This is a genomic window from Bacillus sp. CH_48, assembly GCF_038008465.1.
In the GTDB taxonomy this organism is placed as follows: Bacteria; Bacillota; Bacilli; order Bacillales; family Bacillaceae_G; genus Bacillus_A; species Bacillus_A thuringiensis_S.
Window position 1 is genome coordinate 1370001 of sequence record NZ_JBBOZF010000001.1, and the last position, 22337, is coordinate 1392337.

Sequence of the window (22337 nt, forward strand, 5' to 3'; positions counted from 1 at the left end):
ATTCAACTAGCACTTGTTCTTCCCTAACAACAGAGTTTTACGACCCGAAAGCCTTCATCACTCACGCGGCGTTGCTCCGTCAGACTTTCGTCCATTGCGGAAGATTCCCTACTGCTGCCTCCCGTAGGAGTCTGGGCCGTGTCTCAGTCCCAGTGTGGCCGATCACCCTCTCAGGTCGGCTACGCATCGTTGCCTTGGTGAGCCGTTACCTCACCAACTAGCTAATGCGACGCGGGTCCATCCATAAGTGACAGCCGAAGCCGCCTTTCAATTTCGAACCATGCAGTTCAAAATGTTATCCGGTATTAGCCCCGGTTTCCCGGAGTTATCCCAGTCTTATGGGCAGGTTACCCACGTGTTACTCACCCGTCCGCCGCTAACTTCATAAGAGCAAGCTCTTAATCCATTCGCTCGACTTGCATGTATTAGGCACGCCGCCAGCGTTCATCCTGAGCCAGGATCAAACTCTCCAATAAAGTTAGTTTGTCTAGCATCTAAAAATAAAAATTGACGTTTCACGTTGTTTGTTTCGTTCAGTTTTCAAAGAACTACTTGGTCGCTCATTTGCGACTTCCTTATGTTAACATCTTCATTTTTCAATGTCAACTAAGTTTTTCAATTTCTTTTTTGTCGTTTTCTGCGTTTCCGCATCAGCGACGTTTATTAATTTACCATATACAAACTATTAACGTCAATACTTTTTAATAAAAAGTTCTTCTTCTTACATAACGAATACATTCCTCTGCGTTAGCAACTCTCCGAAACAAACAAAAAATGATTTTATATCTTTCTTCCATCGCCTTTTTTACAACTTCATGAATACGCTCATCTTCAAAATCAAATAAAAGTTCCTCTAACTCTCTCTTTAATATGTATTCCATCTCTTTTCTCTCTTCTTTTGTCAACATCAGCCCAAGCAAATGATCACCTCAATAATTCCTTACGTAACAATAAACGTTCCGCTCATTTTCACTTATTACAATCCTATCATTCATTATATCCACTACTTACGATATTAATCCTTTGTTCTCTTTTTTATATTTCCAGCATATATGTAACTGAAAAGGATTGGACAAAGGGGCGTAATATTATGTTTTTCTTTTTTATTACGAGTAAAAGAACTTTTAAACACATTAGCTTAATAGTGATACTTTCCTTATTTACAGCATGGCTACTCTTTTTAAAAACATATTCACATGAATCTGCTTTTTCAACTGCTACAGGCCCTAAAGTAATTTACAAAGGAGATACCGCTAAAAAGCAAGTTGCATTTACGTTTGATATTAGTTGGGGAGACAAAAAAGCAATTCCAATCCTTGATACTCTTAAAGAAAGAGAAATTAAGAATGCAACCTTCTTCCTTTCTGCTGCATGGGCCGAAAGACACCCCGATATTGTAGAGCGCATCATGAAAGATGGACACGAAATCGGTAGTATGGGTTACAATTACACATCTTATACTTCTCTAGAGACGAATGAAATAAGACGAGACCTTTTACGAGCACAAGATGTTTTTACAAAACTTGGTGTAAAACAAGTCAAACTGTTACGTCCACCTAGTGGCGAATTTAACAAGGCAACCCTTAAAATTGCAGAATCACTTGGATACACCGTCGTGCATTGGAGTAATAATTCAAACGATTGGAAAAACCCAGGTGTAAACCACATCGTTTCCACCGTCTCTAATAATTTGAAAGGTGGAGATATTGTCTTATTACACGCATCCGATTCTGCCCTTCAAACAAATAGAGCTTTACCGCTGCTCCTGCAAAAATTAAAAAGTGATGGATATGAGCAAATATCCGTATCACAACTTATTTCCAACACAAGTACGAAAAGTGAAGATGTGAAATAGCTTCGTCCCTACTACTCTTCACGTATAAAAAGCTCTACTACCTTTCAAGAAGGTGGTAGAGCTTTTTTAATCACACCATTTCCAGTAATATAACTGCCGGTGTATAAAACCTCTCTCTATTAAGCAGGTTTACTCGTTTTTCCGATTAAACGATGTAATACAAGTAATTGATATGCATTACATAACAATAGCGGTATAACCATTAAATATAACCAATCTGTATCATTAATCCGAAGCGCCGGTACCCATTCAAGAATTGTTACAACAACCATAAAGAACAGAGCTGGCACAAATGCTTTTTTATTTGTTTCTTTACTTTTTACATAAGCAACAATTGCTCCAAACACAAATAAAATTCCAGCAACAAGTATGTTATTCCCCAATGAGACTTCCCCATTTGCAATAAGTACAGACCTTAAATACACAAAATCAAATAATACGAATGCAATAAAGAAGAGCTGGACTGCATTCCATAAAGACGATGAGCGAAACATCCCTAGTCCAAAACGATGGATTGTTAAATATGCAAAGAATCCCATTTGACTTATAACGCTAAAAATAAATCCTACACCCATCAACCAGAAAGATACCGCTAAAATCTCCTTAACGTCGAAATTTTGAAAAAATTCATTGTACCTGTCCCACTCCAAAACAAAACCAATAATAACTGTGCTAATCCCACCAAGAAACAACGTCGTTAAAAATAGTCGTACCCACTTGCGGCTATTCACAACACATCCCCCATTATCCTTATATTTCTAATTAAATTGTATCAATGACAATTTCAAAAAGCTAGCCATGTTCATGTATAAATTCCTTAAAGATATTTATATTAAAAAGAGAGAACTGTGCTGAAAGGAGTTCCAACTTATGAAACGGATACTATTCATTTTCGTTTCTTCTTTTCTACTTATCGCACTTGTAGCATGCGCACAAGGAAAAGAAACGAAATCCGAACTAGATTACGATCAAACAAAGAAAATGATTGTTGATATTTTAAAAACAGATCAAGGTAAGAAAGCTATTCAAGATGTATTAACTGATGAAAAAATGAAACAAGCACTCATACTAGATGAAACAGTAGTAAAGAAAACGATTGAAGATGCAATGGTATCCGATAAAGGGCAACAATTCTGGGAAAAGCTCTTTAAAGATCCTGAGTTCTCATCGAAGTTCGCTAAAAGTATGGGGAAAGAACAAACCCAATTAATGAAAACCTTATTAAAAGACCCTGAATACCAAGCAGGCGTTATAGAAATCATGAAAAATCCTGAAGTAGAAAAAATGATGTTACAAACAATGAAGAGTAAAGAATACCGTCAATATCTACAACAAGTACTAACAGAAACTGCTGAAAGTCCACTCTTCCAATCCAAGATGATTGATATCATTAGTAAAGGTGTACAAAAGGCTGAAAAAGGTGGATCTGATAAGAAAGAAGCAGGCGGTGACGGTGGTTCTCAAGGCGAGAAGAAGGAAGAACAGTGAAAATAATAACTATAATAACGAGTGGACAATGTATAAATTGTCCACTCGTTATTACTTTATCTTGCTATTAACAGACAAAATGGCCCTCTAGTTAAGCGAAAAGTTTACTAGTAACAAAACCCTTATTGTTGCCAGTAACAGATGAACTCCACTGATTAAAGTTTCACTTTATTTTTGTGTAACAGCTGTTTTATCAATTACCACTTCGGCTATTTTACTATAAATAATGCCGGTTGTATGTGTATCTTCATATACTGAAGGAGCAAAGTCTTCTTTATTCCAATCAGGTTGTTGCAGCGGAATACGACCAAGAACATTCGTTTGTAGTTCGGTAGCCAACTTATCTCCCCCGCCTCTTCCAAATACATATTCTTTCTCACCAGTTACCTTACTTTCAAAATATGCCATGTTCTCAACAACACCGAGAATACTATGTTCAGTGCGTAATGCCATCGCTCCAGCACGCGCTGCTACAAACGCAGCTGTTGGATGAGGCGTCGTTACAATAATCTCTTTGCAAGATGGCAACATTGAGTGCACATCTAACGCAACATCACCTGTTCCTGGTGGTAAATCTAGTACTAAATAATCTAAATCGCCCCATTCCACTTCTGTGAAGAAGTGGTTTAACATTTTCCCAAGCATAGGTCCTCTCCAAATAACTGGTGCATTATCCTCTACAAAGAAGCCCATTGAGATTACCTTTACACCTAAACGTTCCACCGGAATTATCTTGTCACCTCTTACGATGGGACGTTTTTCTATCCCCATCATGTCTGGCACACTAAAACCGTAAATGTCCGCATCAATAATACCAACTTTTTTTCCTAAACGAGCTAAAGCAACTGCAAGGTTAACGGAAACGGTTGATTTTCCCACGCCACCTTTTCCACTCGCTACTGCTAAGAATGTCGTTTTTGAATTTGGTGACAATAAAGATTCACTTTGCTCTGCTTCTTGTTCTGGTGCAAACTGAGCTAATTCCTCTTCTGTAAATTCTGCAAAACGAAGTCCAACTGTTGCTGCTCCAAGTTCTTTTACTAACTTTACAATTCCAGACTGCAACTGCATTTGTTCCGCTGTACCAGTTTTTACGATTGCAATTTTGACACTCACATGTTCCTTCTCAGGCTTGACTGTTACCTCTTTAATTGCACTTGTTTCTTTTAATGTTTTATGTAAAAACGGATCTACAATCCCTTCTAACGCTTCAACCACTTGTTCTTTCGTTACCATAATTAACCCAGCCCCCTGTATGAAAAATAACGTAATGTTAATTGAATTCATCTTTGTTTATTCTTCAAATTAATGCGTTTACATTTCCAGTATAACATATTTTCCGAAAACTTCGTTAACGAGAGAAACTCAAAAAAATCCTCCTTATTCTGGAGGATTTCCTTTTTCCGTGAAATAACGCAATATACCACGGTATATTGCAGCTGCTACCTTCTGTTGATATTTCTCCGAATTTAACATATACCTTTCGTTCACATTCGATAAAAAGCCGGCTTCAATTAAAGCACCTGGTGTTTTCGCATACTTCAATAAGTATACGTGAGAAATTGTTTTAGCAGAACGATTCGTATTTTCTAAACTCGTTCTCAATTCAGCCTGTATAAATTTAGCAGCACGTTCATTTTCAATTGAAGAGCGATAGTAGAATGTTTGTGCGCCTTTCGATCCACTACTAGTTAAAGCATTTAAATGAATGCTTGCAAAAAAGTCTATATCTGGTTTATTGATGATTTCTACACGTTTTTTTAAATCCTCCGCTTTACGTCTACTATATGACTTTGTATCTTTGTTAGCTAAATCATAATCTCCCTCACGCGTTAAAATAACTAGTGCACCTTGTTCTTGTAAATAGTCTTGTACCTTTTTTGTAATTTCAAGCGTAATATCCTTTTCTATAATATCCTTTCCACCAACAGCCCCTCCATCTGGTCCACCATGCCCAGCATCTAATACGATTACTTTCCCTGATAAGGGTAAATTCCAAGCTCGCCACGATTTTGTGATTTGAAATTCTTGTTTGACTAAAAAAAACAAAACAACCGCAGCGAGTGCAAAAGAGATAATTCGAATTCTCTTCATACCTTTCCTCCTCCAGCTAGTCCCTCTAATTACTTATATGGGACAAGAGGAAAGTTTATGCTTGTCTTAATGAAGCTTTAATCGATATCTTCTTTCACCTTTTTCATACCCTTCTTGCCACCACAATCCTATAAACTGCTGACAAGATTCAAAAAGTAATTCCTCATCTTTCAACTTTATTTCTCGCATAGTCATACTCGTTAAAAATTGAAATAGCGTTTCAGTTAATTGTTGTTCTTCTTCTAAAGCTCTATATTTCACATCAAAAAACGATTCACCATAATAACCAAATTTACTATATCTCGCTCCTAATAAATAAGATTCTATCCCTAATTCAATACAGTAATCTTCATACTGACGATGAAGCTCTTGCATTTGAAAGGCATCACGAATATTTGAGCGCAATGTTTTTAATGATAATTCTCGCAGCATCTTCCGCTCGTATTTTAACTGCTTTTCTTTTTGTTTTTCTTGTAAGCTGACAATGACATTCATAGTACTTATAAACCTCCCTAATACGTATTAGTCTAAACTTCTAAAGAAGAAGCATACGCGAGGCCGTAGCACTAAAATATTCCAAGCTAAAAAAATTGTAAAAGAGGAATGAAACACAAAAAAACCCCAACCAAAATGGTTGGGGTTTGTAGTTCGCAAAAATTAACGTTTTGAGAACTGAGGTGCACGACGTGCGCCTTTAAGACCGTATTTTTTACGCTCTTTCATACGTGCGTCACGAGTTAATAGACCTGCACGTTTTAGTGTTAGACGGTATTCTGGATCAGCTTTTAATAAAGCGCGAGAAATACCGTGACGAATAGCACCAGCTTGACCAGTGTATCCACCACCATTTACGTTTACAAGTACATCGTAGTTACCTAAAGTTTCTGTTGCAACTAGAGGTTGTTTCACTACTTCACGTAATGCAGCAAATGGGATATAGTTTTCAAAATCACGACCGTTAATGATAACGCGTCCTTCGCCTGGAACTAGGCGTACGCGCGCTACTGAACTCTTACGACGTCCAGTGCCATAGTATTGAACCTGTGCCAAAGTAAGCCCTCCTTTAATTAATTATCCGCGAAGTTCGTAAACTTCTGGTTTTTGTGCTTGGTGTGGATGCTCTGCTCCAGCATACACGTTAAGTTTCTTAGAAACTTGACGGCCTAAGCGTCCTTTTGGAAGCATGCCTTTAATTGCAAGCTCTAACATTTGTACAGGGTAGTTTGTACGCATTTCAAGAGCTGTTCTTTGCTTAAGTCCACCTGGGTGGTTAGTGTGACGGTAGTAAATTTTATCGTTTAATTTATTACCTGTTAAATGAATTTTCTCAGCGTTAATAATAATTACATGATCACCCGTGTCAACGTGTGGTGTAAATGTAGGTTTGTTTTTACCACGTAAAATGGATGCTACTTCAGTAGATAGGCGACCTAAAGTTTGACCTTCAGCATCAACCACATACCATTTACGCTCAACTTCGTTAGCTTTTGCCATAAAAGTCGTACGCATGTGTTTCCCTCCTCGTTATCTTTTCCATAGAAAAAATCTATTGTTTATCTTAAACACGATTTCCTTCCGGGGCTAATCGTGGTTTTAGAAACAATACCATATGTTATGATATACTTTTGAGTTTCTAATGTCAAGCAAATGTTACACCAGGATTAGTTGTTATAGTTTACCTCCCATAGGTAAAGCCCATGACCTGGAGCCATCTTTCCAGCAAACTGACGATTTTGTTTCGCTAAAATCTCTGGAATGCTATCAGGATCAAGCTTTCCTTGCCCTACGTTAAGTAACGTACCAACAATAATTCTGACCATATTATATAAAAATCCATTACCTACAAAACGAAAAATTAATTCATCATCTTGCTCAATTAACTCGATTTCATAAATTGTTCGCACTTTATCTTTTTTGTCAGTTTTTGCCGAGCAAAAAGAAGTGAAATCATGCGTTCCAATAAAATAAGGAATTGCTTTTCTTATAGAATTGATTTCGAGCGGATATGGATATTGATATACGTAATTTCTACGGAATACATCCGCAGTCTTTGATAATAATACACGATAACGATATTCTTTTTTCTCAACACCGTAACGTGCATGAAATTCTTCTGTTTTTTTCTCTACTCGCCTAATAACAATATCATCTGGCAACATTGTATTTAAAGCGTTATTCCATTGCCACTCCTCAAGAGACAAAGGAGTATCAAAGTGTATTACTTGCCCTTTTGCATGAACCGTAGAATCTGTTCTACCAGACGCCTGAACACGAACAAGTTCTCCCTTATGCAATTTCTGTAATGCTTTTTCTATCTCCTGTTGAACAGTACGATGCTTCGGCTGAATTTGATAACCACAAAAATGCATACCATCATATGCAACCGTACATTTTATTCTATCCATTTCTCTATTCTCCATTACGATCGCACCCATGCCAAAATACAAGCTAAACAAAATAAGCTTACAATCGTTACTGTATCGCTTGTTTTCCAGCGTAGTTGCCTAAATTTAGTACGTCCTTCACCACTTTGATATCCACGAGCTTCCATCGCAATAGCTAAGTCCTCTGCACGCTTAAAAGCACTGATAAACAGAGGAACGAGCAGTGAGATAATAGCTTTCATTCTATCTTTTATCGGTCCACCAGCGAAATCAATACCACGTGATGCTTGTGCTTTCATTATTTTACTCGTTTCATCCATTAATGTCGGGATAAAACGAAGAGAAATTGACATCATTAATGCGATTTCATGAACAGGAACCTTTATACGCTTCAATGGCTTTAATAACGTCTCCAAACCATCTGTAATTTCAATAGGTGTCGTCGTTAACGTTAATAATGTCGTCATTAAAATAATAACGAAGAACCGTACAGAAATGTATATCCCTTGCTCTAATCCTTTTTCATGTATCGAAAACCAACCAAGCTGGAGTAGTACATCCCCCTCTTTATTTGTAAAAATATGCAGGAAAAATGTAAAAAGAAAAATCCATAAAATTGGTTTTAAGCCCGAAAGTACATAACGAATCGGCACTTTTGCAAAAAATAAAGCAATGAGTGCATATAAAAATAAAAATCCATATGAAATCGCATTATTTGCTAAGAAAACAACAAATACATATAAAAAGACAATCAGCAGCTTCGTACGTGGATCAAGTTGATGAATAAGTGAATTCCCCGGGATATATCTCCCAATAATCAACTGCTGCATGATTCATGACCACCTTTTCGTAACACCTGCACAACTTCATGAGTAAGATCCTCTAAAGATAAGGTAGCCTTTGGAATTGAAATACCAAACTTCTCTTCAATTGCACGTTTATACTTTAATGACATAGGAAGATCCACACCAATTTTCTCTAGTTCATCAGCATGTGAAAATACTTCCTCTGCACTTCCTTGCAAAAAGACCGTTCCTTTATGCATAACTACAATTTGTTCCGCATACTGAGCAGCATCTTCCATATTATGCGTTACAAGGATAACTGTAAGCCCTTTCTCCTTATGCAACTTATAAAACATCTGCATAAGTTCGTTCTGCCCTTTTGGATCTAGACCTGCTGTAGGTTCATCTAATACAAGCACTTCAGGTTCCATTGCCAGTACACCCGCTATAGCAACACGTCTCATTTGTCCACCACTTAATTCGAACGGAGAACATGTTAACAGTTCCGGTTCTAGCCCTACAAGTTCTATTGCCTCTCTAGCCTTTTGCTTCGCTTCGTCTCCAGATACCCCGAAATTAGTAGGTCCGAAGCAAATATCTTTCTCCACAGTTTCTTCAAACAACTGATGTTCCGGGAATTGAAAGACAACCCCTACTTTTTTACGTAGTGGCTTTAGCTTTTTTTCTTTCTTTCCTGCCGAAATCAAATGTTCACCAATTTGAACTGTACCATTTGTCGGCTGCAATAAACCATTTAAATGTTGAATCATCGTCGACTTACCTGAACCAGTATGACCGATAATGGCATAATAGCCCCCACTTGGAAACGACACGTCTACATCATAAAGTGCGCGTCTTTCAAATGGAGTTTTATATTGATAACGATGTTCTACTTTTTGGAATGTAATCTCCAAAGTTCGTTCACCAAGCTTTCCATTGTAAGATGCGTATTTTGCAAAAGAATTTCATTTCTTTTTAATAATTCTGCTATTTTCACCGAAAACGGTACATCTAAGCCAATTTCTTGGAGCATATGAGAGGACTTGAAAATTTTCTCTGGAGTCCCTTCCTCTAATATTTCTCCCTTATTTAAAATAATGACACGATCTGACTGCGCCGCTTCTTCTAAATCGTGCGTAATTGATAACACGGTAATACCTTTTTGATTAACAAGTTGTCTAACCGTTTCTACTACTTCACGTCTTCCTTGAGGATCTAACATTGACGTTGCTTCATCTAATATTAAAATAGATGGCTGAAGTGCTAAAACGCCCGCTATTGCCACTCGCTGTTTTTGCCCACCAGATAAGGAATGAGGCTCATCATTAAGAAAATCTTCCATACGGACAAGTCGTAAGGCCTGTTCTAATCTTTCAATCATTTGTTCTCTTGGCATTCCGATATTCTCTAAACCAAATACAACATCATCTTGCACTGTTGTTCCAACAAATTGATTATCTGGATTTTGAAATACCATTCCAATTTGTTTTCGAACATCCCATACCGTTTCCTCTGATAAAACCATTGAATCATTTACTGTAATAGTCCCTGCTTCCGGCAAAAACAAACCATTCAATAATTTTGCAAGTGTAGACTTTCCTGAACCGTTTTGTCCAATAATAGATACCCATTCTCCCTCATATAAGGAAAATGAAACATCTTTTAATGCATACGTGGCTGCCCCAGGATATTGAAATGATATATTTCCTATCCGAAGTTTCTCTTTTTTCAATAGAAGGCACCCTTTCCTTCGCCAAGCTCGCCTATTTTTATATTTAAAAAAAAGGGCCATGACCAGTTTCTTGAAAAGAACTGTCCTGCCCTTTTAATTATCATTATACTAACTCGATAATTACCATTGGTGCTGCGTCTCCGCGACGTGGACCAATTTTTGCAATACGAGTGTATCCGCCTTGGCGCTCAGCATAGCGTGGAGCTACATCAGCGAATAATTTTTGAAGTGCATCTTGACCAGTCTCAGCGTTAGCTACTTCATTGCGAATGAAAGCTGCTGCTTGACGACGAGCATGAAGATCTCCGCGTTTACCTAAAGTGATCATTTTTTCCACTACAGAACGAAGTTCTTTTGCACGAGTTTCTGTCGTTTGGATGCGCTCGTTGATAATTAAATCAGTAGCTAAGTCACGTAACATAGCTTTACGTTGCGCACTTGTACGGCCTAATTTTCTGTATGCCATTCGTAGTTCCCTCCTTTGTTCATGGGTTTAAATCCTCAGTCGTCTTTACGTAAACCTAAACCTAATTCCTCAAGTTTATGTTTAACTTCTTCTAAGGATTTACGTCCTAAGTTACGAACTTTCATCATATCTTCTTCTGTTTTGTTCGCAAGCTCTTGTACAGTATTAATTCCTGCACGTTTTAGGCAATTATAAGAACGAACAGAAAGGTCTAGTTCTTCGATAGTCATCTCAAGAACTTTCTCTTTTTGATCTTCTTCCTTCTCGACCATAATCTCAGCATTTTGTGCTTCATCAGTTAAACCAACAAAGATATTTAAATGCTCAGTTAAGATTTTGGCACCTAAAGAGATAGCTTCTTTTGGCCCGATGCTTCCATCCGTCCATACATCAAGCGTAAGCTTATCATAATTAGCCACTTGTCCGACACGTGTCTTTTCCACTTGGTAAGTCACACGTGATACTGGAGTATAAATAGAATCAATAGGAATTACTCCTATTGGTTGATCTTCGCTTTTATTTGCATCAGCTGGCGTATACCCACGGCCACGCTTTGCAGTTAAACGCACGCGGAAATGCGCATCTTTTGCTAACGTTGCAATGTGTAAATCTGGATTTAAGATTTCTACATCACTATCGTGAGTAATATCAGCAGCTGTGACAATACCTTCGCCCTGCACATCAATTTCCAACGTCTTCTCTTCTTCAGAGTAGATTTTAAGAGCTAACTTTTTCAAGTTTAAGATGATCGTCGTAACGTCTTCTACTACGCCCTCAACTGTTGAAAATTCATGTAATACGCCATCGATTTGGATAGCAGTAACAGCGGCACCAGGGAGTGAGGATAAAAGAATACGACGTAAGGAGTTACCCAAAGTAGTACCATATCCACGCTCAAGCGGTTCAATTACGAATTTACCATATTTAGCATCTTCGTTAAGTTCAACCGTTTCGATTTTCGGCTTTTCGATTTCAATCATTAACTAAACCCTCCTTCAAAACGTCGAAACCCCGGTTAAACAAAGGTATAACCCCTGTCTAACCGAAAGTCCCCCTTAGGCAGTTCCCGATTGTGCACAACAAGCGATGTTTCTGTACGAAATTTCTCGATAATGCATCATATCCATTATAGACAAAAGGGAAAATTCTATACAGAAAAATTACACACGACGACGTTTTGGCGGACGACATCCATTATGAGGAACTGGAGTAACATCTCTAATTGCTGTTACTTCTAGACCTGCAGCTTGAAGAGCACGAATTGCAGCTTCACGACCAGCACCAGGACCTTTAACAGTAACCTCTAAAGTTTTTAAACCGTGCTCCATTGCAACTTTAGCAGCAGCTTCAGCAGCCATTTGCGCAGCGAATGGAGTAGATTTACGAGATCCACGGAAACCAAGTGCACCAGCACTAGACCAAGAAAGTGCGTTACCGTGAGTATCTGTAAGTGTTACGATTGTGTTGTTGAAAGTAGAACGAATATGAGCTATACCAGCTTCGATATTCTTTTTCACACGTTTTTTACGAGTGTTTGTTTTACGTGCCATTGTTAGTTCAACCTCCTTTACTTATTATTTCTTTTTATTTGCTACTGTACGACGTGGACCTTTACGTGTACGAGCATTGTTTTTAGAATTTTGACCACGAACTGGTAAACCACGACGGTGACGAAGACCACGGTAAGAACCGATCTCCATTAGACGTTTAATGTTAAGAGATACTTCACGACGAAGGTCTCCCTCAACTTTAATACGATCGATAACATCACGGATACGTCCTAATTCGTCTTCCGTTAAATCACGAACTCGTGTTTCTGAAGAAATACCAGCTTCAGTAAGAATTTTTTCAGCAGTTGTGCGACCAATGCCGAATACGTAAGTTAAAGAAATAACAACGCGTTTGTCTCGAGGAATATCTACACCTGCGATACGTGCCATTCTGAATGCACCTCCTTCTGATTAACCTTGTTTTTGTTTATGTTTAGGGTTTTCACAAATAACCATTACTTTTCCACGTCTACGAATAACTTTACATTTTTCGCAGATTGGTTTAACTGACGGTCTTACTTTCATGTCTCGAACCTCCTTAAAGATTACGGAGTGCTATATTATTTAAAACGGTACGTAATACGACCACGATTTAAATCGTACGGAGATAATTCTACCGTAACTTTGTCTCCTGGTAAAATACGAATGAAGTTCATACGGATTTTACCAGAAACGTGAGCCAATACGACATGCCCATTCTCTAATTCTACTTTGAACATAGCATTTGGCAACGTTTCAAGAACGGTACCTTCGACTTCAATTACATCATCTTTAGCCATTCAATAGTTCTCCCTTCTTCAAATCAGTAACATTTTACACTGCTCTGAAATCCCGGAGAGCCAGCTACTTATAAAGTGGTAAGGATTTCGTATCCTGCTTCTGTAAGAGCAATCGTGTGCTCAAAATGGGCACACCATTTACCATCTACCGTTACCACTGTCCAGTCATCAGATAGTGTTTTTACATATCGTCTTCCTTGATTCACCATCGGCTCAACACAGATGACCATTCCCGGCTTTAATCTAGGGCCTCTATTTGGTGGACCATAGTGCGGGATTTGAGGGTCCTCATGTAAGTCTTGCCCGATTCCGTGACCAACATACTCCCTAACGATCGAGAATCCATTCTCTTCAGCATGGGTTTGAACCGCATGTGAGATATTTGATAATCTCTCGCCTGGTTTTACTTGTTCTAGACCAAGATACAACGATTTTTCTGTGACATCAAGTAGCTTTTGAACAGATTCAGAAATGTTTCCAACTGGATACGTCCATGCAGAATCTCCATGGTACCCATTGTATTTCGCACCAATATCGATACTGATGATATCGCCCTCTTTGAGCTTGCGCTTTCCTGGAATTCCGTGTACAAGCTCTTCATTTACAGAAGCACATATGCTCCCCGGAAATCCGTTGTATCCTTTAAAAGATGGCGTAGCACCATATTTTTGAATCGTCTTTTCCGCTATTTGATCGAGCTCTTTCGTTGTAATTCCTGGAGTAATGTGCTGTTTCAACTCTTGATGAGTTAAAGCAACGATTCTGCCAGCTTCTCGCATGATTTCTATCTCGCGAGGAGTTTTGCAGATGATCATTACGCTAAGCCTCCGATGAGAACATCGATATCAGCAAATACTTTATTGATATCTTGCTCACCATTAATGCTTTTTAAGTAACCAAGCTCGTCGTAGAAATCAAGCAAAGGTTTTGTTTGCTTAATATTTACATCTAAACGATTTGCTACAGTTTCTTCATTGTCATCAGAACGTTGGTATAATTCGCCACCACATTTATCGCACACATCAGCTTTTGCTGGTGGATTGAATTCTAAGTGGTAAGTCGCACCGCACTCTTTACAAATGCGACGGCCTGTAAGGCGTTTTAATAACAACCCTGAATCCACATTAATGTTTAAAACATAGTCGATTTTTTTGCCAAGATCTTTCATAATCTCTTCAAGAGCTGATGCTTGTGCAACAGTTCGTGGGAAACCGTCTAGTAAGAAACCTCTTACGCAGTCTTCTTGACTTAAACGTTCACGAACAATTCCGATTGTAACTTCATCTGGAACAAGTGCACCTTTATCAATAAAAGATTTTGCTTGTAGACCCATTTCAGTTTCAGCCTTCATAGCTGCACGGAACATATCTCCTGTTGAAATGTGAGGGATGTTATACTTGGCTACAATCTGTTCGGCTTGTGTACCTTTACCAGCACCAGGAAGCCCCATTAAAATTAAGTTCATCCTTGTTCCCCCTCAGTACATGAGCATGTAGGGAAGATAGTTCTTCCCACTTACTCACTGCTTGATAAACCCTTTGTAATGGCGTTTTACCAGTTGGCTTTCTAGCTGCTTCATTGTTTCTAAAGCAACGCCGACAACGATTAACATACTCGTTCCACCAATCTGTGCAGATGGAGGAAGATTTCCCAATTTCGTAAAAATAACTGGTAAGATTGCAATCGCTGCTAGGAAAATTGATCCTACAAAGGTCAAACGATACAAGATTTTTGTTAGATATTGTTCTGTATTCTTACCCGGACGAATACCTGGAACATATCCACCTTGCTTGTTTAGATTCTCTGACATTTGCTCTGGATTAACCTGAACAAATGCATAGAAATATGTGAAGGCTACAATGAGCGCAACATATATGATCATTCCCACTGGGTGAGAATAGTTAAAGTTTGCAATAATCCACTGCGATACATCATGTTTCGGGAAGAACTGTGCAATAGTTGGAGGCGTAATTAAGAATGAAACAGCAAAAATGACTGGAATAACACCCGCACTATTTACCTTAAGCGGTAAATGTGTGTTTTGTGCTCCAGCATGATTCCCATTCCCTCCTGTTACACGCTTCGCGTATTGAATTGGGATCTTTCTAACAGCTTGTTGAATGAAAATAACACCAACAATAACTGCTAGCACAGCTAGTAAAATCAATGCAACTTTAACGATACTCATGAACAATTGATCTCCGATATTTTGAAACTGTTGTTGATACACTTGAGATATAACACTTGGGATCGCTGCAGCAATACCGCCAAAGATAAGGATGGAAATACCATTACCTACACCTTTAGCTGTAATCTGTTCGCCTAACCACATTAAAAATGCAGTACCAGCAGTCAGTACCGTAGCAATGTATAAATAAGTGCTCCAACCAGGATTCAAAATTAATTGCCCACCTACCATACCGTTAAAACCGATTGACATACCAAACCCCTGAATAAACGCAAGAACAATTGTAAAGTAACGCGTGAATTGCGTTAGTTTACGACGGCCCATTTCACCTTGCTTCGACCATTCCGAAAATTTAGGAACAACATCCATCTGCAATAATTGCACGATGATGGATGCTGTAATATACGGCATGATTCCCATCGCGAAGATGGAGAAGTTTTTCAAGGCGCCACCGCCAAATGTATTTAGGATGCCTAAAGCATTTAATTGGTCTTGTGCTTTCAGTACGTCTCCATTTGTAAATGGCACTGGGATAAACGTGCCAATCCTGAATACGATTAACATCGCTAAAGTGAATAATATTTTACGTCTTATCTCAGCAACGCGCATAAAGTTGGAGATTGTACGAAACATTAGATCACCTCAACTGATCCGCCAGCTGCTTCAATTGCTTCTTTAGCACTTGAAGAGAACTTGTGCGCTTTAACAGTTAGTTTTTTCTCTACTGCTCCGCTTGCAAGAATTTTAACACCGTCGTTTAACTTGCTGATAACGCCAGTTTCCAGCAATAATTCAGGTGTTACTTCTGTACCATCTTCAAAACGATTTAACGTTGATAAGTTTACAATAGTAAACTCTTTACGGTTAATGTTTGTGAAGCCGCGTTTTGGTAAACGACGGAATAATGGAGTTTGACCACCTTCGAAGCCAAGACGAACACCGCCACCAGAACGTGCGTTTTGTCCTTTATGACCTTTACCAGCAGTTTTACCGTTACCAGAACCGATACCACGACCGACACGGTTACGTACTTTACGAGAACCTTCTGCAGGTTTTAATTCATGAAGTTTCATTCCCAGGCACCTCCTTATATTAATGAGTTATCCTTAAGCTTCTTTTACAGTTAAAAGGTGAGAAACTTTGTTGATCATACCAAGAATAGCAGGAGTTTCTTCCTTAACTACAGTTGAATTCAACTTTTTAAGACCTAAAGCTTCTACCGTCGCACGTTGATCTTGTGGACGACCAATTACACTACGAGTGAGGGTAATTTCTAACTTTTTCGCCATTTGTTTTCCCTCCTTAACCTAGTAGCTCTTCTACAGATTTACCGCGTAATTTTGCAACATCTTCAGCGCGCTTAAGTTCGCTTAATCCGTTCACAGTAGCGCGAATCATGTTGATTGGTGTGTTAGAACCAAGAGATTTCGAAAGAATATCTTGTACACCAGCTAATTCAAGAACCGCACGAACAGGTCCACCAGCAATAACACCAGTACCCTCAGCAGCAGGTTTTAAGAATACTTCACCAGCTCCAAAGTGACCGTTGATTGTGTGTGGAATTGTTGTACCAACTAATGGTACAGCGATTAAATTTTTCTTAGCGTCTTCGATAGCTTTGCGAATTGCGTCTGGTACCTCTTGTGCTTTACCAGTACCGAATCCAACATGACCGTTTTTATCGCCAACTACAACTAGTGCAGCAAAGCGGAAACGACGACCACCCTTAACAACTTTCGCGACACGATTTATCGTAACTACACGTTCTTCAAGTTCTAATTTACTTGGGTCAATGCGATGCATCAATTTTCCCTCCTTTGACCATTAAAATTGTAATCCAGCCTCACGAGCAGCTTCAGCTAGAGCTTTAACACGGCCATGGTATAAGTAACCACCGCGATCGAATACTACTTCTTTAACGCCTTTCTCTACAGCACGCTTAGCAACTGATTCTCCAACTTTCGTAGCAGCTTCAGTATTGCTAGTACCGTTAAGAGCAAGGTCTTTATCAAGAGTAGATGCACTTACTAACGTTACACCATTCACATCATCAATAACTTGAGCGTAAATATGTTGGTTAGAACGGAACACGTTTAAACGTGGACGCTCTGCAGTACCAGTAAGTTTAGCACGTACACGTGCATGTCTTTTCTTACGAGTCGCATTTTTATCAGCTTTAGTGATCATTTTCTTGTCACTCCTTTCTCTCACCTAACGGGTTTACTTAGCAGTTTTACCTTCTTTACGACGAACAACTTCGCCTTCGTAACGAATACCTTTACCTTTGTAAGGCTCAGGAGCACGTACAGCACGGATGTTAGCAGCAAATTCGCCAACACGTTGCTTGTCGATACCTTTAATTACGATTTTAGTTGGTGCAGGTACTTCAACTTCAAGACCTGCTTCCGGAGTCATTTCTACTGGATGAGAATAACCTACGCTTAAAACAAGTTTATCTCCTTGTTTTTGAGCACGGTAACCAACACCGACTAATTCAAGTCCGCGTGCGAAACCTGCAGTTACACCTTCAACCATGTTTCCGATTAAAGCACGAGTTGTACCGTGTAATGCACGGTGTTCCTTCTGTTCAGATGGACGCTCAACTGTTAGTGTATTTTCTTCAATTTTGATAGACATATCAGCATTGAATTTACGAGTTAATTCACCTTTAGGGCCTTTTACTGTTACAGTATTGTCTTCTGCAATTGTAATAGTAACACCTGCAGGGATTTCAAGAATCTTTTTACCAATACGAGACATGTGGTCACACCTCCGTTCGTTTTAAATATATATTACCAAACGTATGCTACTACTTCTCCACCAGTTTGTAATTGACGAGCGTCTTTGTCTGTCATTACTCCCTTAGATGTAGAAACAAGAGCGATACCTAATCCGTTAAGTACACGTGGTACTTCGTCAGCTTTAGCGTAAACGCGTAAGCCAGGTTTACTGATACGTTTTAATCCAGTGATTACACGTTCATTGTTTGCACCATATTTCAGGAAAATACGAAGGATACCTTGTTTGTTATCCTCGATGTATTCTACATCACGAATGAAACCTTCACGTTTTAAAAGTTCAGCGATCTCTTTTTTGATTTTAGAAGCAGGAACCTCTAATTTCTCATGACGTACCATGTTCGCATTACGGATGCGAGTAAGCATGTCTGCAATTGGATCTGTCATCACCATGTGTTTTACCTCCTTCCCATTTGTGGGTTTTACCAACTAGCTTTTTTAACACCAGGAATTTGACCTTTATATGCAAGTTCACGGAAACAAATACGGCAAAGTTTAAATTTGCGGTATACAGAATGCGGACGACCGCAGCGTTCGCAACGTGTATACTCTTGTACTTTAAACTTAGGAGTACGCTTTTGTTTCGCTATCATAGATTTTTTAGCCACGTTTTCGCCTCCTCTACTTAGCGTTGGCTTCCATTATTTTTGGAATGGCATACCGAATTGTGTTAAAAGTTCACGAGCTTCTTCATCAGTTTTCGCTGTAGTAACGATTACGATGTCCATACCGCGTACTTTGCTTACTTTATCATAATCAATCTCAGGGAAGATAAGTTGCTCTTTAACACCTAATGTGTAGTTCCCACGACCATCGAATGATTTCTTAGAAACACCACGGAAATCACGTACACGTGGTAAAGAAACCGATACTAATTTGTCGAAGAACTCATACATTTGCTCGCCGCGTAAAGTTACTTTCGCACCGATTGGCATACCTTCACGAAGACGGAAACCAGCGATTGATTTTTTAGCACGAGTTACAACAGGTTTTTGACCTGCGATTTGTGTTAATTCTTCTACTGCATTGTCTAAAGCTTTTGAGTTAGATACCGCGTCACCAACACCAGTGTTGATTACGATCTTTTCGATTTTCGGTACTTCCATCACAGATTTATAGTTAAACTTGCTCACTAGAGCAGGAGTAATTTCCTTTTGGAACTTCTCTTTAAGGCGATTCAATGAAGTGACCTCCTTTCTTAAGAAAATTATTTATCTAATAATTCACCAGATTTTTTTGCAATACGAACTTTTTTACCATCTTCTACTTTGAAGCCTACGCGAGTAGGTTCACCTGTTTTCGGATCTAAAATCATAACGTTAGAAACGTGAATAGGTGCTTCTTTAGTAATAATTCCACCTTGTGGATTTAATTGAGATGGCTTAGAGTGTTTTTTAACGATGTTAACACCCTCAACGATAACACGGTTTTGCTTTGGGAAAGCCACAAGGATAACGCCTTGTTTTCCTTTGTCTTTACCAGTGATTACCTGTACTTTATCACCTTTTTTTACATGCATCTTAATTCTGCACCTCCTTAGCAAGGCAATACCTTAAATTATAGAACTTCTGGAGCTAAAGAAACGATCTTCATGAAGTTGCTATCACGTAATTCACGAGCTACTGGTCCGAAGATACGAGTACCACGTGGGCTCTTATCGTCTTTAATGATAACCGCTGCGTTTTCATCAAATTTGATGTAAGAACCGTCCGGACGACGAGCTCCGCTCTTCGTACGTACTACTACTGCTTTAACAACGTCACCTTTTTTAACAACGCCACCTGGTGTTGCTTGTTTTACCGTAGCAACGATAATGTCACCAATGTTAGCATATTTACGACCAGAGCCGCCTAATACTTTAATTGTTAAAAGTTCACGTGCACCAGAGTTGTCAGCAACTTTCAAACGAGATTCTTGTTGGATCATGTTATGAAACCTCCCTTCGGACTAAAAATTCCGATTCGTCTATTTAGATAATAACCGCTTCTTCAACGATTTCAACTAAACGGAAACGCTTAGTAGCAGAAAGCGGGCGAGTTTCCATGATTTTAACGATATCGCCAAGTTTCGCTTGGTTTTGCTCATCATGGGCTTTGTACTTCTTAGAATACTTAACACGTTTTCCGTACAAGGAATGAGTTTTGTAAGTTTCAACTAAAACTGTAATCGTTTTGTCCATTTTGTCAGACACTACACGACCAGTATAAACTTTGCGTTGGTTACGTTCGCTCACTATGCAAACCTCCCCTCAATTTATCGATTAATTCCGATCTCTCTTTCACGAACTACAGTTTTCATACGAGCAATTGCTTTACGCACTTCACGAATGCGAGTTGGATTCTCTAATTGTCCTGTAGCAAGTTGGAAGCGAAGATTAAACAACTCTTCCTTTAAAGCTTTAACTTTTGTTTCGATTTCGGCAGTGGTTAATTCACGAATATCATTAGTTTTCATTAGATTCACCACCATTTTCTTCACGTTTTACGAATTTACATTTCACAGGTAACTTGTGAGCTGCAAGACGTAATGCTTCGCGTGCTACCTCTTCAGATACACCCGCGATTTCGAACATAATTTTCCCAGGTTTTACTACTGCTACCCAGCCTTCTGGTGCCCCTTTACCGGAACCCATACGTACTTCTAGAGGTTTTGCAGTGTAAGGTTTAGAAGGGAAAATTTTAATCCATACTTTACCGCCACGTTTCATGTAACGAGTCATTGCACGACGAGCAGCTTCGATTTGACGGTTTGTAATCCATGAAGCAGCTTGTGCTTGTAAACCGAATTCACCGAAAGCAATTTCAGTTCCACCTTTAGCACGACCACGCATTTTACCACGATGCTCTCTACGATATTTTACGCGTTTTGGCATTAACATATTATTTTCCTCCTTCCTCAGAAGCTTTCTTTTTTGTAGGAAGGACTTCTCCACGGTAGATCCATACTTTTACGCCTAATTTACCGTATGTTGTATCAGCTTCAACTGCTGCATAGTCAATATCAGCGCGAAGTGTATGAAGTGGAACAGTTCCTTCACTGTAAGATTCTGCACGAGCGATATCAGCTCCGCCAAGACGACCAGAAACCTGTGTTTTAATACCTTTAGCACCTGCACGCATAGCACGTTGAATAACTTGCTTTTGTGCACGACGGAATGATACACGGTTTTCTAATTGACGAGCGATGTTTTCGCCTACTAATTTAGCGTTAAGATCAGCTCTCTTAACTTCTAAAATGTTGATGTGTACACGCTTGCCTGTTAATTGGTTAAGAGCTTTACGAAGTGCTTCAACTTCAGTACCACCTTTACCAATTACCATACCAGGTTTTGCAGTGTGAATTGTAACATTTACACGATTTGCTGCACGTTCGATTTCTACTTTAGCAACAGCAGAATCTTTTAAGCGTACATTAATGTACTCACGGATTTTGATGTCTTCATGTAATAATGTAGCGTAATCTTTCTCAGCGAACCAACGAGATTCCCAGTCACGGATAACACCGACACGAAGACCAATTGGATTAACCTTTTGACCCATCGATTATCCCTCCTTCTTTTCTGATACCACAACTGTGATGTGGCTTGTGCGTTTGTTAATTTGGCTTGCACGACCCATTGCACGTGGACGGAAACGTTTCAACGTTGGACCTTCGTCAACGAAGACTTTTTCAACAACTAGGTTGTTAATATCCATCTCATAATTGTGCTCTGCATTTGCGATTGCAGATTTTAAAACTTTTTCTACAACTGGAGAAGCAGTTTTTGGTGTGTGGTTAAGGATAGCAATCGCTTCACCCACTTGCTTACCTCGGATTAAGTCTACTACTAAACGAACTTTACGAGGAGCAATACGAACTGTTCTCGCTACTGCTTTAGCTTGCATTGAAGTGCCTCCTCTCATTATCTTCTAGTTTTCTTATCGTCAGCAAGGTGACCTTTATACGTACGAGTTGGTGCGAATTCACCTAACTTATGGCCAACCATATCCTCAGTGATGTACACAGGTACGTGTTTACGACCATCATATACAGCGATTGTGTGTCCGATGAACTGAGGGAAGATTGTTGAACGGCGAGACCAAGTTTTAACAACTTGTTTTTGCTCAGATGCAACTAATTTTTCCATTTTGCTCATTAAGTGATCATCGACAAATGGTCCTTTTTTTAAGCTACGAGCCATTTTGGTGCCTCCCTTCGTGATTGGCGTACGGTTCTAGA

General features: G+C 39.1%; 38 protein-coding genes and 1 rRNA gene (1 of these 39 only partly in view). 2 read left to right on the top strand and 37 right to left on the bottom strand.

Annotated features, from left to right (window positions below; translation table 11 throughout):
- Positions 1 to 476, bottom strand: a 16S ribosomal RNA gene (locus tag N2V92_RS06635); it reaches 1076 nt to the left of the window's first position.
- A 225-nt stretch (positions 477 to 701) separates the two neighbouring features.
- The gene (locus N2V92_RS06640; RefSeq protein ID WP_000901146.1) at positions 702 to 920 is read right to left on the bottom strand and encodes a hypothetical protein; all 219 of its coding nucleotides are present in this window, start codon (positions 918 to 920) and stop codon (positions 702 to 704) included.
- A gap of 170 nt (positions 921 to 1090) precedes the next feature.
- Here N2V92_RS06640 and pdaB point away from each other — a divergent pair, with 170 nt between their 5' ends.
- Positions 1091 to 1855, top strand: a complete 765-nt coding sequence (gene pdaB, locus N2V92_RS06645; protein WP_000464716.1) for a polysaccharide deacetylase family sporulation protein PdaB — start codon at positions 1091 to 1093, stop codon at positions 1853 to 1855.
- Between the two features lie 119 nt (positions 1856 to 1974).
- Here the strand turns inward: pdaB and kbaA are convergent, their stop codons facing one another.
- The gene (gene kbaA, locus N2V92_RS06650; protein ID WP_001088533.1) at positions 1975 to 2586 is read right to left on the bottom strand and encodes a KinB signaling pathway activation protein KbaA; all 612 of its coding nucleotides are present in this window, start codon (positions 2584 to 2586) and stop codon (positions 1975 to 1977) included.
- 139 nt (positions 2587 to 2725) lie between these two features.
- Here kbaA and gerD point away from each other — a divergent pair, with 139 nt between their 5' ends.
- Positions 2726 to 3343, top strand: coding sequence for a spore germination lipoprotein GerD (gerD, locus tag N2V92_RS06655; protein ID WP_000821601.1), 618 nt, complete (start codon positions 2726 to 2728; stop codon positions 3341 to 3343).
- Between the two features lie 168 nt (positions 3344 to 3511).
- Here gerD and N2V92_RS06660 read toward each other — a convergent pair whose 3' ends face one another.
- The 34 genes from N2V92_RS06660 to rpsS all read right to left on the bottom strand — a co-directional run bounded on the left by N2V92_RS06660 (position 3512) and on the right by rpsS (position 22299).
- Positions 3512 to 4579: an Mrp/NBP35 family ATP-binding protein gene (locus N2V92_RS06660; protein WP_000256626.1), complete on the bottom strand. Its 1068-nt coding sequence runs from the start codon at positions 4577 to 4579 to the stop codon at positions 3512 to 3514.
- A gap of 144 nt (positions 4580 to 4723) precedes the next feature.
- The gene (gene cwlD, locus N2V92_RS06665; protein WP_000822437.1) at positions 4724 to 5437 is read right to left on the bottom strand and encodes an N-acetylmuramoyl-L-alanine amidase CwlD; all 714 of its coding nucleotides are present in this window, start codon (positions 5435 to 5437) and stop codon (positions 4724 to 4726) included.
- 66 nt (positions 5438 to 5503) lie between these two features.
- Positions 5504 to 5932 (bottom strand): DUF2521 family protein, encoded by a 429-nt coding sequence (locus N2V92_RS06670; protein ID WP_001101005.1) that lies wholly within the window; start codon positions 5930 to 5932, stop codon positions 5504 to 5506.
- 162 nt (positions 5933 to 6094) lie between these two features.
- A complete protein-coding gene (gene rpsI / locus N2V92_RS06675; protein WP_000079986.1) occupies positions 6095 to 6487 on the bottom strand; it encodes a 30S ribosomal protein S9 in 393 nt (130 codons plus the stop codon).
- Between the two features lie 21 nt (positions 6488 to 6508).
- A complete protein-coding gene (rplM, locus tag N2V92_RS06680; protein WP_001260795.1) occupies positions 6509 to 6946 on the bottom strand; it encodes a 50S ribosomal protein L13 in 438 nt (145 codons plus the stop codon).
- A gap of 152 nt (positions 6947 to 7098) precedes the next feature.
- Positions 7099 to 7842, bottom strand: coding sequence for a tRNA pseudouridine(38-40) synthase TruA (gene truA / locus N2V92_RS06685; protein WP_002084072.1), 744 nt, complete (start codon positions 7840 to 7842; stop codon positions 7099 to 7101).
- A gap of 14 nt (positions 7843 to 7856) precedes the next feature.
- Positions 7857 to 8651: an energy-coupling factor transporter transmembrane component T family protein gene (locus tag N2V92_RS06690; protein WP_001186530.1), complete on the bottom strand. Its 795-nt coding sequence runs from the start codon at positions 8649 to 8651 to the stop codon at positions 7857 to 7859.
- Positions 8639 to 9520 (bottom strand): energy-coupling factor ABC transporter ATP-binding protein, encoded by an 882-nt coding sequence (locus tag N2V92_RS06695; protein WP_000406528.1) that lies wholly within the window; start codon positions 9518 to 9520, stop codon positions 8639 to 8641. Before N2V92_RS06695 ends, N2V92_RS06690 begins: the two co-directional genes overlap by 13 nt.
- A complete protein-coding gene (locus N2V92_RS06700; RefSeq protein ID WP_000711763.1) occupies positions 9496 to 10338 on the bottom strand; it encodes an energy-coupling factor ABC transporter ATP-binding protein in 843 nt (280 codons plus the stop codon). The genes N2V92_RS06695 and N2V92_RS06700 overlap by 25 nt, the downstream gene beginning before the upstream one ends.
- Before the next feature lie 103 nt (positions 10339 to 10441).
- Positions 10442 to 10804 (bottom strand): 50S ribosomal protein L17, encoded by a 363-nt coding sequence (gene rplQ, locus N2V92_RS06705; RefSeq protein WP_000331490.1) that lies wholly within the window; start codon positions 10802 to 10804, stop codon positions 10442 to 10444.
- A gap of 35 nt (positions 10805 to 10839) precedes the next feature.
- Positions 10840 to 11784, bottom strand: a complete 945-nt coding sequence (locus tag N2V92_RS06710) for a DNA-directed RNA polymerase subunit alpha (RefSeq protein WP_000569643.1) — start codon at positions 11782 to 11784, stop codon at positions 10840 to 10842.
- A 180-nt stretch (positions 11785 to 11964) separates the two neighbouring features.
- Positions 11965 to 12354: a 30S ribosomal protein S11 gene (rpsK, locus tag N2V92_RS06715; RefSeq protein ID WP_000101797.1), complete on the bottom strand. Its 390-nt coding sequence runs from the start codon at positions 12352 to 12354 to the stop codon at positions 11965 to 11967.
- A 24-nt stretch (positions 12355 to 12378) separates the two neighbouring features.
- The gene (gene rpsM / locus N2V92_RS06720; protein ID WP_000090792.1) at positions 12379 to 12744 is read right to left on the bottom strand and encodes a 30S ribosomal protein S13; all 366 of its coding nucleotides are present in this window, start codon (positions 12742 to 12744) and stop codon (positions 12379 to 12381) included.
- Positions 12745 to 12765: 21 nt separating this feature from the next.
- Positions 12766 to 12879 (bottom strand): 50S ribosomal protein L36, encoded by a 114-nt coding sequence (rpmJ, locus tag N2V92_RS06725; RefSeq protein ID WP_000868344.1) that lies wholly within the window; start codon positions 12877 to 12879, stop codon positions 12766 to 12768.
- A gap of 35 nt (positions 12880 to 12914) precedes the next feature.
- A complete protein-coding gene (gene infA / locus N2V92_RS06730) occupies positions 12915 to 13133 on the bottom strand; it encodes a translation initiation factor IF-1 (RefSeq protein ID WP_001029884.1) in 219 nt (72 codons plus the stop codon).
- 68 nt (positions 13134 to 13201) lie between these two features.
- Positions 13202 to 13948: a type I methionyl aminopeptidase gene (gene map, locus N2V92_RS06735; protein ID WP_000582539.1), complete on the bottom strand. Its 747-nt coding sequence runs from the start codon at positions 13946 to 13948 to the stop codon at positions 13202 to 13204.
- Positions 13948 to 14598, bottom strand: coding sequence for an adenylate kinase (locus tag N2V92_RS06740; protein ID WP_001048995.1), 651 nt, complete (start codon positions 14596 to 14598; stop codon positions 13948 to 13950). The genes map and N2V92_RS06740 overlap by 1 nt, the downstream gene beginning before the upstream one ends.
- Before the next feature lie 54 nt (positions 14599 to 14652).
- The gene (secY, locus tag N2V92_RS06745; RefSeq protein WP_000490118.1) at positions 14653 to 15954 is read right to left on the bottom strand and encodes a preprotein translocase subunit SecY; all 1302 of its coding nucleotides are present in this window, start codon (positions 15952 to 15954) and stop codon (positions 14653 to 14655) included.
- Positions 15954 to 16394 (bottom strand): 50S ribosomal protein L15, encoded by a 441-nt coding sequence (gene rplO, locus N2V92_RS06750; RefSeq protein WP_000766083.1) that lies wholly within the window; start codon positions 16392 to 16394, stop codon positions 15954 to 15956. Before rplO ends, secY begins: the two co-directional genes overlap by 1 nt.
- 33 nt (positions 16395 to 16427) lie before the next feature.
- Positions 16428 to 16610, bottom strand: a complete 183-nt coding sequence (gene rpmD, locus N2V92_RS06755; RefSeq protein WP_001085233.1) for a 50S ribosomal protein L30 — start codon at positions 16608 to 16610, stop codon at positions 16428 to 16430.
- Positions 16611 to 16623: 13 nt separating this feature from the next.
- Positions 16624 to 17124: a 30S ribosomal protein S5 gene (gene rpsE, locus N2V92_RS06760; RefSeq protein WP_000554646.1), complete on the bottom strand. Its 501-nt coding sequence runs from the start codon at positions 17122 to 17124 to the stop codon at positions 16624 to 16626.
- 21 nt (positions 17125 to 17145) lie between these two features.
- Positions 17146 to 17508, bottom strand: coding sequence for a 50S ribosomal protein L18 (rplR, locus tag N2V92_RS06765; protein ID WP_000628818.1), 363 nt, complete (start codon positions 17506 to 17508; stop codon positions 17146 to 17148).
- Positions 17509 to 17541: 33 nt separating this feature from the next.
- Positions 17542 to 18081 (bottom strand): 50S ribosomal protein L6, encoded by a 540-nt coding sequence (rplF, locus tag N2V92_RS06770; protein WP_000086551.1) that lies wholly within the window; start codon positions 18079 to 18081, stop codon positions 17542 to 17544.
- Between the two features lie 32 nt (positions 18082 to 18113).
- Complete coding sequence (rpsH, locus tag N2V92_RS06775; protein ID WP_000245511.1) at positions 18114 to 18512, bottom strand: 30S ribosomal protein S8; 399 nt, start codon at positions 18510 to 18512, stop codon at positions 18114 to 18116.
- Positions 18513 to 18541: 29 nt separating this feature from the next.
- The gene (gene rpsN / locus N2V92_RS06780) at positions 18542 to 18727 is read right to left on the bottom strand and encodes a 30S ribosomal protein S14 (protein ID WP_001085700.1); all 186 of its coding nucleotides are present in this window, start codon (positions 18725 to 18727) and stop codon (positions 18542 to 18544) included.
- A gap of 33 nt (positions 18728 to 18760) precedes the next feature.
- Entirely contained in the window at positions 18761 to 19300 is a 540-nt protein-coding gene (rplE, locus tag N2V92_RS06785) for a 50S ribosomal protein L5 (protein WP_001080829.1), read from the bottom strand.
- 26 nt (positions 19301 to 19326) lie between these two features.
- On the bottom strand, positions 19327 to 19638 hold the full coding sequence (gene rplX, locus N2V92_RS06790; RefSeq protein ID WP_000558200.1) for a 50S ribosomal protein L24: 312 nt from the start codon (positions 19636 to 19638) through the stop codon (positions 19327 to 19329).
- A gap of 38 nt (positions 19639 to 19676) precedes the next feature.
- Positions 19677 to 20045: a 50S ribosomal protein L14 gene (gene rplN / locus N2V92_RS06795; RefSeq protein ID WP_000615912.1), complete on the bottom strand. Its 369-nt coding sequence runs from the start codon at positions 20043 to 20045 to the stop codon at positions 19677 to 19679.
- Between the two features lie 43 nt (positions 20046 to 20088).
- Positions 20089 to 20352, bottom strand: coding sequence for a 30S ribosomal protein S17 (gene rpsQ, locus N2V92_RS06800; protein ID WP_000004106.1), 264 nt, complete (start codon positions 20350 to 20352; stop codon positions 20089 to 20091).
- Between the two features lie 20 nt (positions 20353 to 20372).
- A complete protein-coding gene (gene rpmC / locus N2V92_RS06805) occupies positions 20373 to 20573 on the bottom strand; it encodes a 50S ribosomal protein L29 (RefSeq protein ID WP_000855718.1) in 201 nt (66 codons plus the stop codon).
- Positions 20563 to 20997: a 50S ribosomal protein L16 gene (rplP, locus tag N2V92_RS06810; protein ID WP_000928969.1), complete on the bottom strand. Its 435-nt coding sequence runs from the start codon at positions 20995 to 20997 to the stop codon at positions 20563 to 20565. Before rplP ends, rpmC begins: the two co-directional genes overlap by 11 nt.
- A gap of 1 nt (position 20998) precedes the next feature.
- Positions 20999 to 21658, bottom strand: a complete 660-nt coding sequence (gene rpsC / locus N2V92_RS06815) for a 30S ribosomal protein S3 (protein WP_000529956.1) — start codon at positions 21656 to 21658, stop codon at positions 20999 to 21001.
- Between the two features lie 3 nt (positions 21659 to 21661).
- The gene (rplV, locus tag N2V92_RS06820; RefSeq protein WP_001148024.1) at positions 21662 to 22003 is read right to left on the bottom strand and encodes a 50S ribosomal protein L22; all 342 of its coding nucleotides are present in this window, start codon (positions 22001 to 22003) and stop codon (positions 21662 to 21664) included.
- Between the two features lie 17 nt (positions 22004 to 22020).
- Positions 22021 to 22299, bottom strand: a complete 279-nt coding sequence (gene rpsS, locus N2V92_RS06825) for a 30S ribosomal protein S19 (RefSeq protein ID WP_000124454.1) — start codon at positions 22297 to 22299, stop codon at positions 22021 to 22023.
- Positions 22300 to 22337: the final 38 nt, after the last annotated feature.